General features: G+C 64.3%; 9 protein-coding genes. 3 read left to right on the top strand and 6 right to left on the bottom strand.

From position 1 onward, the window contains the following. The first annotated feature begins 18 nt into the window (after positions 1 to 18). Positions 19 to 2106 carry a phosphate acetyltransferase gene (pta, locus tag ACK2SD_RS20595; RefSeq protein WP_295488054.1) on the top strand — a complete coding sequence of 696 codons (2088 nt, stop codon included), beginning with the start codon at positions 19 to 21 and terminating at the stop codon, positions 2104 to 2106. Positions 2107 to 2143: 37 nt separating this feature from the next. Here pta and ACK2SD_RS20600 read toward each other — a convergent pair whose 3' ends face one another. The 6 genes from ACK2SD_RS20600 to rluD all read right to left on the bottom strand — a co-directional run bounded on the left by ACK2SD_RS20600 (position 2144) and on the right by rluD (position 10092). Further along, positions 2144 to 2881, bottom strand: a complete 738-nt coding sequence (locus ACK2SD_RS20600; protein ID WP_039575305.1) for an OmpA family protein — start codon at positions 2879 to 2881, stop codon at positions 2144 to 2146. Between the two features lie 177 nt (positions 2882 to 3058). Then, positions 3059 to 3751, bottom strand: coding sequence for a sensor histidine kinase (locus tag ACK2SD_RS20605; protein WP_029614588.1), 693 nt, complete (start codon positions 3749 to 3751; stop codon positions 3059 to 3061). Beyond that, a complete protein-coding gene (locus ACK2SD_RS20610; protein ID WP_412460712.1) occupies positions 3748 to 5355 on the bottom strand; it encodes a response regulator in 1608 nt (535 codons plus the stop codon). Before ACK2SD_RS20610 ends, ACK2SD_RS20605 begins: the two co-directional genes overlap by 4 nt. Positions 5356 to 5488: 133 nt before the next feature. Beyond that, positions 5489 to 8206, bottom strand: coding sequence for a LuxR C-terminal-related transcriptional regulator (locus tag ACK2SD_RS20615; protein WP_412460713.1), 2718 nt, complete (start codon positions 8204 to 8206; stop codon positions 5489 to 5491). A 186-nt stretch (positions 8207 to 8392) separates the two neighbouring features. Continuing rightward, positions 8393 to 9133: a peptidoglycan editing factor PgeF gene (pgeF, locus tag ACK2SD_RS20620; protein ID WP_412460714.1), complete on the bottom strand. Its 741-nt coding sequence runs from the start codon at positions 9131 to 9133 to the stop codon at positions 8393 to 8395. After that, positions 9130 to 10092, bottom strand: a complete 963-nt coding sequence (gene rluD / locus ACK2SD_RS20625; protein ID WP_029614586.1) for a 23S rRNA pseudouridine(1911/1915/1917) synthase RluD — start codon at positions 10090 to 10092, stop codon at positions 9130 to 9132. The genes pgeF and rluD overlap by 4 nt, the downstream gene beginning before the upstream one ends. Positions 10093 to 10239: 147 nt before the next feature. On the opposite strand from rluD, the gene ACK2SD_RS20630 reads away from it, so the two are divergent. Then, positions 10240 to 11259, top strand: coding sequence for an outer membrane protein assembly factor BamD (locus ACK2SD_RS20630; RefSeq protein WP_029614585.1), 1020 nt, complete (start codon positions 10240 to 10242; stop codon positions 11257 to 11259). Between the two features lie 99 nt (positions 11260 to 11358). Further along, positions 11359 to 11589, top strand: a complete 231-nt coding sequence (locus tag ACK2SD_RS20635) for a PP0621 family protein (RefSeq protein ID WP_412460715.1) — start codon at positions 11359 to 11361, stop codon at positions 11587 to 11589. The last annotated feature ends 130 nt before the right edge of the window (positions 11590 to 11719 follow it).

Here is an 11719-nt window from a genome sequence, read left to right on the forward strand (position 1 = left end):
TCATTCGAGACGCCACGCATGCAGACATTTTTCATCGCACCGACCGACTTCGGGGTCGGCCTGACCTCCATCAGCCTGGGCCTGGTGCGCACGCTCGAGCGCGGCGGGCTCAAGGTCGGGTTCTTCAAGCCGATCGCCCAGCCGCACCCCGGTGACACCGGCCCGGAACGCTCCACCGAACTGGTTGCCCGCACCCACGGCATCAAGCCACCGACGCCGCTGAGCCTGGCTCAGGTCGAACGCATGCTCGGCGACGGCCAGCTCGACGAACTGCTCGAGCAGATCATCCGCCTGTACCAGCAGGCCTGCGTCGGCAATGACGTGGTGGTGGTCGAAGGCATGGTGCCGACTCGCCACGCCAGCTACGCGGCGCGGGTCAACCTGCACTTGGCCAAGAGCCTGGACGCTGAGGTGATCCTGGTATCGGCTCCGGAAAACGAAGTGCTCAGCGAGCTCTCGGGGCGGGTCGAATTGCAGGCGCAGATGTACGGTGGCCCGCGCGACCCGAAAGTACTCGGGGTCATTCTCAACAAGGTGCGCACCGACGAGAGCATGAGCGACTTCGCCACTCGCCTGCGCGAGCATTCGCCGCTGCTGCGCGGCGACGATTTCCGCCTGCTCGGCTGCATTCCCTATCAACCCGAACTGAACGCGCCACGTACTCGTGACGTGGCCGAGCTGCTGGGTGCCCAGGTGCTCAATGCAGGCGACTACGAACAGCGGCGCATGAACAAGATCATCCTCTGCGCGCGCACGGTGGCCAATACCGTACCGCTGCTGACGTCCGGCACCTTGGTGGTGACCCCGGGCGATCGCGACGACATCATCCTCGCGGTGAGCCTGGCGGCGATCAATGGCGTGCCGCTGGCCGGGCTGCTGCTGACCAGCGACAGCAAACCGGACGCGCGCATTCTCGGCCTGTGCCGCGGTGCGCTGCAGGCCGGCCTGCCGATTCTGTCGGTGAGCACCGGCTCCTACGACACCGCCAACCTGCTGAACTCGCTGAACCGGGAAATCCCGGTGGACGATCGCGACCGCGCCGAGTTCATCACCGACTTCGTCGCCAGCCGCCTGGACGCCGCCTGGCTGCACCAGCGCTGCGGCACGCCCCGTGAACTGCGGCTGTCGCCGGCGGTGTTCCGCTATCAGTTGATCCAGCGCGCACAGCAGGCCAACAAGCGCATCGTCCTGCCCGAAGGCGCCGAGCCGTTGCTGGTGCAGGCTGCTGCCATTTGCCAGGCCCGTGGCATCGCCCGCTGCGTCCTGCTGGCCAAGCCCGAAGACGTCGAGGCCGTAGCCCGCGCGCAAGGCATCAGCCTGCCGGCAGACTTGGAAATACTCGATCCCGAGTTGATTCGCGCGCGCTACGTGCAGCCGATGGTCGACCTGCGCAAAAGCAAGAACCTCAATGCGCCGATGGCCGAGCAACAACTGGAAGATCCGGTGGTGATCGGCACCATGATGCTCGCCCTGGACGAGGTCGATGGCCTGGTGTCGGGCCTGGTGCACTCCACGGCCAACACCATTCGCCCGGCCCTGCAACTGATCAAGACCGCGCCCGGCGCCAGCCTGGTGTCCTCGGTGTTCTTCATGCTGTTTCCCGAGCAGGTGCTGGTGTACGGTGACTGCGTGATGAACCCGCACCCCAACGCCAGCGAGCTGGCCGAGATCGCCCGGCAGAGCGCCGAATCGGCGCAGGCCTTCGGTATCGCTCCACGGGTGGCGATGATCAGCTATTCGAGCGATTCGGCGAGCGATGAGGAAGTGGAGAAAGTGCGGGAGGCCACGCGCCTGGCCCAGGATACCGAACAGGGGCTGCTGATCGACGGCCCGCTGCAATACGACGCAGCGGCCAACCCGCAGGTCGCCCGCCAGCTCGCGCCCAACAGCGCGGTGGCCGGGCGCGCGACGGTGTTCGTGTTCCCCGACCTGAACACCGGCAACACCACCCACAAAGCCGTGCAGCGCAGCACGGACGGGGTCAGCCTGGGGCCCATGCTGCAGGGGTTGCGCAAGCCGGTGAACGATTTGCCGCGCGGCGCACAGGTGGATGACATCGTACACACCATCGCCCTGACCGCCATCCAGGCCAGTCAGGTGCGGTGATCAGACATCGGGGCCGCAGTGCGGCCCCTTCCTGGGATCAGGGATACTGCTGGACAGTGCCCTGCTGGCCAGCGCCCTGTTGATCATACTGCTGACCCGGAATCGGCTTGAGGTTGACCTCGACGCGACGGTTCTGCGCACGGCCATTGGCGTCGGCGTTGCTGGCAATCGGCTGGTCCGGGCCCATGCCACGCACGCTCACGCGCGAAGCATCCACGCCTTGGGACGTCAGGTAGGTGCTGACCGCTTGGGCACGACGCTGGGACAGGTCCATGTTGTGCTGGCGGCTGCCGGTGCTGTCGGTGAAGCCGACCACTTCGATGGTGTTCTGGTTGAACTGCTTGAACGAGTTGGCGAGGTTGTTCAGCGGGGTGTAGAAGCTGGGGGCGATGTTCGCCGAGTCGGTGGCGAAGGTGATGTTACCCGGCATGATCAGCTTGATCTGGTCGCCCTGGCGCTGCACCTCGACACCCGTATTGGCCATCTGCGCGCGCAGCTCGGCTTCCTGCTTGTCGGCATAGTAGCCATAGCCGGCGGCGGCGGCGCCCACGGCGGCAGCACCGATCAGCGCGCCCTTGCCACGGTGGTTGTGGTCGATGGCGGCACCGGCCAGCGCACCGGCCAGGGCGCCCAGACCACCATACTTGGCGGTCTTGCTCATCCCGGAACCGTCACCCTGGGCCTGCCCCTGGTTGTCGTAGGGGTTCTGCCCGGCACAGCCGGTCATCAGGGCAGCGGTAGTAGCGACGATAATCAGACGGCGCATGTTGAACATGGACAAGCTCCTGGTGAAGTTCGGAAAGTGCGGCGGATCGCAGGCAGGTTTCTGCTGGGATTGGATCACAGCGAAGCGCAAAGATTCCATGAAATGCCGTTCATAGAGCGGGCGCGACCGGATCTTCGGAACACGCCTACCTTCACTCAGGAAAGCACACTCACCGCAACAGACCACTCAGGGCAAGTACAAGCGGAACAGCCCACCACCCAATGCACCGCCATTGGCCAACTCGATCCGCCCACGCACGCCGTCACGCTCATGCAGCGCGGCGATCCTGGCGGCGAAGTACAGGCCCAGTCCGGTACTGCCGCTGCGCCCATCGATGCCCTGGATGTAATCGTGCTGACGTTCGAGCATGTAGGGCGGGTATCCGGCGCCGTCGTCGTTGACGCTGATCACCAGTTGTTCGCCCTGCTGCTCGACGCCGATCAGCAAGGCATGCCCGGCATGGCGAATGGCGTTGGTCAGCACATTGCCCACCACCGAGGCGACCAGTTCGCGGTCGAAGAAACCCAGCGGGCTTTCGCTGTCGATGCGCCAGGTGGCCAGCAGGTCGCGATGGCGAATGACCTCCTGCTGCTGCGCCAACTGTGCTTCGACGAAGTCCTCGAGCTCGTGATAGTCGGGACAGATGGGCAATTGGTTGATGCCCAATTTGTACAGCCCCAGCATCTGCACCAGCATGCCGTTCAGATGGCGGAACTCATGCTCGATCACCCCTTGTTCGCTCCCGCTGCGCGCCTCTTCGGGCAGGCGCGCCAGCCACTGGTCATGGGCCTGGATCAGCGCCGACAGCGAGTTCTTCATGTCATGGACGGTGGAGGCGATCACCGTGGAGAAGTCCAGCCCCTGCTCATCCTGGCTCATGCCCCGAACACCCGTACATGCAGTTTGCGGTAGCGATCGAAGCGGTTGTCGCTGGCCGGGATGCCGGCCACGCTGTTCAGGCAGTTGCGGCATTCCTGCATGATCGCCTCCGGCGGGCTTTCACCGCCCACGCGCAGCAGCGCCTGGGCGGTGTTAAGCGCGATACTGATGTTTTTCGGCTGCAGCGAGAGTGCCTTGCGGAACATCTCCAAGGCCTCGTTCAATTGACCGCCCTGGTAGCTGCGCACCCCTTGGCGGTTGAGATCGACGGCTTCGGTCACAGCGCCGAGCACGGTGGGGTCGTCAGTGACCTTGGCCACGCTCTGCATCACCTTCGGATCGTCACCATAGGTTTCCACGCAGCCCTTGAGAATGGAGGTGCCGGCCGACGCCTGGCCCAGCGCATTGAGCTGGCTGGCCACGGTCAGCGCCGCATCGACCGAGAAGAATTGGTCCATCTTCTCCAGCCGCTGCATGGCCTGCTCGGTCAGCTTGGCGGCGGTCTCCGCATCACCCGCCTGCTGCAGACTGGCGGCCTTCATCAGGCGCGCCCGCACCTGCAAGCCCTGGTCCTCGGTATTCTCTTTGGCCACTTCGCTGAGCACGCTGTTGATTTCCACGCGGGTGCGCGCATCCAGGCCATTACCGACGTTCTTGTTCATCAGAGCCTGGGCCAGGCCGAGGTTGCTCTCGGCATCCTTGTAGCGCGAGCTCTGCCCCTGACTGACCGCATGTCGGTAAGCCTTGGAGGCGCCTTCGAAGTCCTCGTTGTCCAGCGCCAGCTTGCCCAGCGCCGCCTGACGCCGAACAGCCAAGGGCGACAGGCGCACGGCTTCTTCAAGCATGTTCTGGGCACGCTTGGTCTCACCCTTGGCCACCAGCACCTCGGCCATGCCGTCGTACAAGGCAGGCATGATCGGGAAGGCCTTCAGGGCCTGCTCGTACACGCCCTGGGCCTGGTCCTGCTGACCGCGCTTGTGCAGCAGACTGCCCAGGGCGGCATAGGCCCAGGGCTGTGGGCGGCTGGCCAGGATACTGGTGAGGAACTTCTCCAATTCTTCGAAGCGGTTGAGCTCGCGCAGCGCGTCTGCCCGATAGCGCAGGCACAGCGGGGCGAAGCGCGGATCCTGCTTGCACAACTGCGCACAGGCGGCCAGCACTTCGGCCGGCCGTCCCCGGTCCAGGGCCTGGAGGATCGGCTTGAGCAGCGTCTTGCGCTGCGTCAGTTTCTCCAGGCGCTGGGCCAGTCCCACACGGTTGAACGGTTTGGTCAGGTAAGCATCGGGTTCGTGCTCCAGCGCACTGAGCACAATGGACTGACTGCTCTCGGCCGTGACCATGATGAACACGCACTCATGGCTGATGAGCTTGTCCAGCAGCAGGTCTTCGAGCACTTGCTGGCCATTCTTCTTGCCATCGCCCAGGTGGAAGTCCTGGAGGACGAAGTCGTAGCGCTTCTGCGCGCACATGCGCAGGGCCTGCTCGCCACTGTCGGCGGTGTCCACGTCGCGCACGCCAAGTTCGCGCAGCATCGAGCGCGTGGAGGTACGAAAGTCGGTGTAGTCGTCGACGATCAGAAAGCTTTTTTGCCCGTACTGCAGCATCGACACAACCTGTATTGGGGAATGGGAAATTGACTGCGGCGCTTTGCTGTATCGGCCGTGCGTCGGAAAAGATGAGGCGAGGATGACGCCAGCAGGATAGCTATTAGCCATCATCCTAACGGGCCGCGCGCACCTAGGCCAGCAAGCCCAGCGATTTGGCCCTGGCCACCGCCTGGGTACGCCGCTCCACGCCCAACTTGCTGTTGATGTGACTGGCGTGGGTTTTGACCGTGTGCAAGGAAATGAACAGGCGCTCGCTGATCTGCTGGTTGGAACAGCCCTGGGCGATCAGTTCCAGAACCGCCAATTCGCGACCGCTGAGTGTCTCGCTGGCGACCGCACCCAGAACAGGCGCCTGCGGCAGGCGCGCCAACAGTCCTCGCTGAACGGGGCATGCCGGCAGTTTATCGAGCAGCTCGCGCAGCCAGGCCGGGTGCTCGTCGAGCAGCGCCTGAAAGGGATAGAGCGCACCGCCGCGGGCCGCCAGCAGGGCGTGACCGGCCACCTCGGACGCCTCCTGCCCACGCCCTTGCCCCAATAACACGCTGATCAACTGGCACGCGGCACTGAGCACCAGCATCAAGCCGCCGGTGTCCTGACCTTGTCTCATCAGCGACCGCAGGCGTTGCTCCGCCACATCGGTACGCCCAAGGGTGGCGTCGAGCAACGCCTGTTGCAGGTCGATGTGCAGCGCCAGCAAGGGGTGAAATTCCGGCGCTGCCGCCGCCTGTTCACCGCCGTAGGTCTGCCCCAGGCGTTGCAGCCAGGACTCGGCCAGGTCGGTGCGGCCCTGGGCCTGCCACAGCTCGCATTTGATCAGGGTGATCATCGCCAGGTAGAAGATCGGTGGGACGTCCCAGATATGCATCAGCCGCTCGGCCTCAGCCAGTTCGGCAAAGGCCTCGGTGAATCGACCCTCCCGCCCCTCCAGCGAAGCGATCATACAATGGCCGATCAATACGCTGATATCGCGACAGGCGCGCGCCTCGGCGATCCCGGCGCGCAAGCGCACACGGCCCTGCTCAGGCTGCAGCCGTGAAGCCTGCAGATAGCCTTCGTAGAGCACCAGTCGAGCACGCACCGCATACAGACGCTGGCTCGACAACCCCTGCAGTCGCTTCAAGCCGCTCTGCACCTCGTCCAACGCCCGCAGCACCTGGCCACGGGCATGCAGCACACGGGCGCGGTCGTAGTGCGCCAGCGCTTCGAACAAGGGGTTGCCGACGCGCTGAGCCAACTCCAACGCCTCACGGTTCCAGCCCCGCGCCCGCCAGAAGTCGCCATCGGCAATGGCCAGGTTGGACAACGTCGACAGGCACACCAGGCGCTGCCCATAGCGTTTGCACGGCAGGCTGTGCAGCGCTTCTTCACAGTACGCCAGGGTGCGCTGACGATCTCCGCGACCACGCGCGATGACACCGCTGAGCGCCAGCCACTGGGCAAGCATGGACCTTTGCGCAGTGGCTGACGGCGCCGGCAGAAAACGACTGAGATGGGCTGCCAGCTCCTCGGCGGCATCGAGCTGGCAAGCCAGACCCAGCGCCCAGCTGTACAGCACGATCAACCGCGGCGTGCTGATCAGCAGGCTGTCGGGCAGGTCCATCTTCCAGCGCAGCAACATACCGACGTTCTGCTCGGCCAGCAGTTGCTCCTCGGAAAGGCTCTGCACCAGCTCGGCGGCGGCCTCCAGCGACCCCGCACGCAGCGCCTGCTCCACGGCTTCGTCGAGCAGCCCCTGGCGCTCGAACCAGCGGCAGGCGCGCAGGTGCGAGGCGCTCGAAGGGTCGCTGACCTGCCGGCTGCGCAGCAGGTCGGAGAACAGGTGGTGGTAGCGAAACCAGCGTCCGTGCTCATCCAATGGCACCAGAAATACCTGGTGGGCCTGGAGGTAGCTGAGGATCTGGGCGCTGTCCTGGCGCTCGCGCAGGGCATCGCACAGGTCGCTGCAAAAGCGCTCCTGACACGCGGTGTCGTAGAGAAAGGCCTGAACCTGCGCAGGCAGAATCTCGATCACCTCCTCTAGCAGGTAGTCGCGAATCAGGCCCTGGGCGCCATGCAAGGCCTGGGGCAGTGCCTGTTCTTCGCCTGCCTCGCTGGCCGCCAGTTGCCAGAAGCGCAAGCCGGCGACCCAGCCATCGCTGCGCTGGATCAGGTTGTCCAAGGCTTGCCCGCGCAGACCGGTGGGCTGCCTCCCAATCACCGCCAGGGCCTCGTCAGGGGTCAGGCGCAAGTCCTGTTCGTTGAGTTCGACCAACTGCCGCGACAGACGCAGCCGGGCCAGATGCCAATCCGGCCGCTGACGGCTGGTGACCAGCAGCGTCAAGCCCGACGGCAGATGATTGAGCAGAAATTGCAGGCAGCGGTCGAGCACCGGTCCTTGTGCCAGGTGATAGTCATCCAGCACCAGCAGCAACGGCGTCTCGGCATCGAGGTGCAGGGCCAGTTCGTCAAGCAGGCCGTCCAGCCACGCTTCATAGGCAAACGGCTGATGACGCTGGCGCATGCGCAGCAGACCCATGGCCTGACCGCCGACCGCCGGACAGCACTGCTGCAGGCCTTCGAGCAGGCGCTCGAGAAACCGGCCAGGCTCGGCATCGCGCGCACTCAGACCCAGCCATAGACTGCGCCAGCGCTGCGGCAGACGCTCGCAGAATTCGATCGCCAACGAGCTCTTGCCAAAACCGGCCGGCGCATTCACCAGCAGCAGACGCCCCTGCAACCCGGCCTGCAACCGCTGGCACAGACGGCCACGCAGCACATGCCCCTCCGGTAGCGGTGGGCGAAAGAAACGCCCATCCCGCAGACCCTGGGCCTCGCTGGCGACTCCATGCATGCGGGACAGATCTGTCATGGCCGACTCGTTCGAACAGGAAGGTAACGGCGCGGATGTGCTGCGAGACTAGCGACAATTCACCCGCGTTTGAAGCAGATGAACGCGTTTGCTGGGAAAAAGACTACGACAAAAAGCAACAAGACTCACAGGCATCAGTGAGATCTATGGCGAGTCATAGAACAGCGGGTGCATTACCCAACGCAGTCAGCGAGCAGCCAACCAGACCAACGAAGCGAAACGCCCGCCTTGAGGGGTACGGCGATAGGAGAAGAAGCGGGGGTCGTTAACCGTGCAGAAACCACCGCCATATACGGCAGTGACGCCGCAGGCGGCCAAGCGAATGCGCGCCAGCGCGTAGATATCGGCCACCAGTTTGTCTGGGCGCTGGCCAGGCACAAAGGCACTGGCCGCGTGCGGATGGAGGTCGGTAAACGCATCGCGCACCTCCAGACCGACTTCGAAGGCGTGTGGACCGATTGCCGGCCCGAGCCACACCAGCACCTCCTCAGGCGCCAGCCCCAGGCGCTCGAGGGTGGCTTCCAGCACGCCGCCAGCCAAGCCACGCCAGCCGGCGTGGGCGGCGGCGACACGGGTACCGGCACGGTCGCAGAACAGCACCGGCAGGCAGTCGGCAGTCATCACGCAGCAGGCGATGCCCGGCTGATCGGTCCAACTGGCATCGGCCTGCGCCACGTGAGCGGGGTCGGCGTCGGCCACGTGCGTACCGTGCACTTGCTGGAGCCAGACGGGTTGGGTATCCAGCGTGTCGCGCAGACGCCGACGGTTTTCGGCAACCGCTGCCGGATCGTCACCGACGTGATCGCCCAGATTGAAGGTGGCATAGGGCGGCAGACTGACGCCGCCATCGCGGGTAGTGACGCAAGCGCGAACCGAGGCCGGGGCCGGCCAGTCGGGATTGATCAGCGAGTGCGTCAGCTCACTCATCCGATGAAGCTCTCGCGGTCCTGGTCCAGCAGCGACAGCAGCCACATGAAGTCATCCGGCAGTGGCGACTTCCACTCCATGCGCTCACCCGTGGCCGGATGGTCCAGCGCCAGGAAGCGCGCATGCAGGGCCTGGCGAGGGAAATGCTTGACCGCCTCGACCATCGCCACACTGGCCGCCGGCGGAATGCGGAAGCGACCGCCGTAAGTCTGGTCGCCCACTAACGGGAAACCGACATGGGCCATGTGCACGCGGATCTGGTGGGTACGCCCGGTTTCCAGCTTGACCCGCACATGGGTGTGCGAGCGGAAGCGCTTGAGCACGCGATAGTGGCTGACCGCCGGTTTGCCACCGTCGGTGACCGCCATACGCTGGCGCATGCCGCCATGACGACCGATGGGGGCGTCGATCTTGCCGCCGGCGGTGACCACGCCGACCACGATGCATTCGTAGATGCGGCTCACCGAGCGCTTCTGCAACTGATCGACCAGGTTGGTCTGCGCCTGCAGGGTCTTGGCCACCACCATCAGACCGGTGGTGTCCTTGTCCAGACGATGAACGATGCCGGCGCGCGGCACGTTGACGATGTCCGGCACGTGGTGCAGCAAGGCGTTGAGCAAGGTGCCACTGGCATGCCCGGCGGCCGGATGAACCACCAGCCCGGCCGGTTTGTTGATCACCAGGATCTGATCGTCTTCATAGACGATGTCCAGCGCAATGTCCTCGGCCTCCCACTCGCCCTGGGCTTCCTGTTCGGCCTCGAGCGCCAGGACCGAGCCACTGTGGACGGTGTCGCGCGGGCGCAGTACCGCACCATCGACGGTCAAGCGACCTTCCTTGATCCACGAAGTCAGGCGCGAACGCGAGTACTCGTCGAACAATTGGGCGGCGACTTGGTCGAGGCGTTGCCCCCCCAGTTCGGACGGGACCTCTGCACTTAATTGAATGATCTCGGACATGCTCGAATCGATGGGCTTACAGCCTTTGGTTTCGGCTGCGTGCTTGTGGTTAAATACGGCTTCTTTTGCCCCGGGGTTCGCCGGGGGCGCTCATCATAACAGGACGGCACCGCCCAAGACAGCGGCCGTCAAAGGACGCAAGCCGCCATGCAAGTGAAACACCTGCTGCTGATCGCCATCCTCGGGCTCACCGCTGCCTGTTCCTCGAACAAGGAAGTCATTGACGAGAACCTCAGCGAAGCCGAGTTGTACCAGCAGGCGCAGGCCGACCTGGACAACCACAGCTTCACCAGCGCCGTGAACAAGCTCAAGGCCCTGGAATCGCGCTACCCGTTCGGCCGTTACGCCGACCAGGCCCAGCTCGAGCTGATCTACGCCAACTACAAGAACACCGAGCCGGAAGCCGCCAAGTCGGCCGCCGAGCGCTTCATTCGCCTGCACCCCCAGCACCCGAACGTCGACTACGCCTACTACCTCAAGGGCCTGACCTCGTTCGACCAGGATCGTGGCCTGCTGGCGCGCTTCCTGCCGCTGGACATGACCAAGCGTGACCCGGGCGCGGCCCGCGACTCCTACAACGAGTTCGCCCAGCTCACCAGCCGTTTCCCCAACAGCCGCTACGCCCCGGACGCCAAGCAGCGCATGATCTACCTGCGCAACCTGCTGGCCTCCTACGAGATCCATGTCGCCGACTACTACCTGAGCCGCGAGGCCTACGTCGCTGCCGCCAACCGTGGCCGCTACGTGGTGGAAAACTTCCAGGAAACCCCTTCCGTGGGCGATGGTCTGGCCGTGATGACCGAGGCCTACCAGAAGATGCACCTGGACGAGTTGGCTGCCACCAGCCTGGAAACCCTCAAGCTCAACTACCCGAATCACCCGAGCCTGGTCGATGGCCAGTTCGTGCCGCAGCAAAAAGACGATGACGACCGCTCCTGGCTGTCCAAGGCCACCCTGGGCTTGATCGAGACCGACACCCCGCTGCCGCCGGGCGAAACCCGCGCCAACCAGGATGTGGTGCGTCAGTTCAAGGACGCCCGTTCGGAAATGCCAGCCGAACTGCTGCCCAAGGACGAGAACGGCGACCCGATCCTGCCAGCAGGACCAAAAGATGCCGACGAAGATCGCTCCTGGTTCAGCTATCTGACCTTCGGTCTGTTCGACTGACCGCTCGCGTAACGACAGAAAGGGAGACTCGCAGGTCTCCCTTTTTTCATGGCCGCAGCCTAGACTGTGGCCTCTTCAATTCACGACAAGCTGGACACCATGGTTCGTCTACTCTTCTGGATCGCCCTGATCGCCGCCGCGTTCTGGCTGTGGCGCAAATTCAAGATCAGCCAGCAATCGCGCCCAGAGCAACGCCTCGAAGATCCCCTGACCATGGTGCGCTGCGCCCATTGCGGCGTGCACTTGCCCAACGACCGGGCGCTGCGCCTGGGCAATGACTGGTACTGCAGCCAGGCGCATCTGGAGCAGGGGCCGCTGAAAAAGCGGTGACGACGTACAACGCACACACATTCGTTTTTCAGATCTTCACTTTACAAGCGATACATCAGCACGTATTTTGAAGATCTGTCTGCAACCAAAAGTTGCAAACATCTCATCTACAATCGCGTTCAAAAAATGC

It is taken from the genome of Pseudomonas sp. SC11 (assembly GCF_047039205.1).
Lineage (GTDB): Bacteria > Pseudomonadota > Gammaproteobacteria > Pseudomonadales > Pseudomonadaceae > Aquipseudomonas > Aquipseudomonas boreofloridensis.

Coding starts and splice junctions, on each gene's coding strand:
- pta (WP_295488054.1), top strand. CDS start 19: ATGCAGACATTTTTCATCGCACCGACCGACTTCGGGGTCGGCCTGACC.
- ACK2SD_RS20600 (WP_039575305.1), bottom strand. CDS start 2,881: ATGTTCAACATGCGCCGTCTGATTATCGTCGCTACTACCGCTGCCCTG.
- ACK2SD_RS20605 (WP_029614588.1), bottom strand. CDS start 3,751: ATGAGCCAGGATGAGCAGGGGCTGGACTTCTCCACGGTGATCGCCTCC.
- ACK2SD_RS20610 (WP_412460712.1), bottom strand. CDS start 5,355: ATGCTGCAGTACGGGCAAAAAAGCTTTCTGATCGTCGACGACTACACC.
- ACK2SD_RS20615 (WP_412460713.1), bottom strand. CDS start 8,206: ATGACAGATCTGTCCCGCATGCATGGAGTCGCCAGCGAGGCCCAGGGT.
- pgeF (WP_412460714.1), bottom strand. CDS start 9,133: ATGAGTGAGCTGACGCACTCGCTGATCAATCCCGACTGGCCGGCCCCG.
- rluD (WP_029614586.1), bottom strand. CDS start 10,092: ATGTCCGAGATCATTCAATTAAGTGCAGAGGTCCCGTCCGAACTGGGG.
- ACK2SD_RS20630 (WP_029614585.1), top strand. CDS start 10,240: ATGCAAGTGAAACACCTGCTGCTGATCGCCATCCTCGGGCTCACCGCT.
- ACK2SD_RS20635 (WP_412460715.1), top strand. CDS start 11,359: ATGGTTCGTCTACTCTTCTGGATCGCCCTGATCGCCGCCGCGTTCTGG.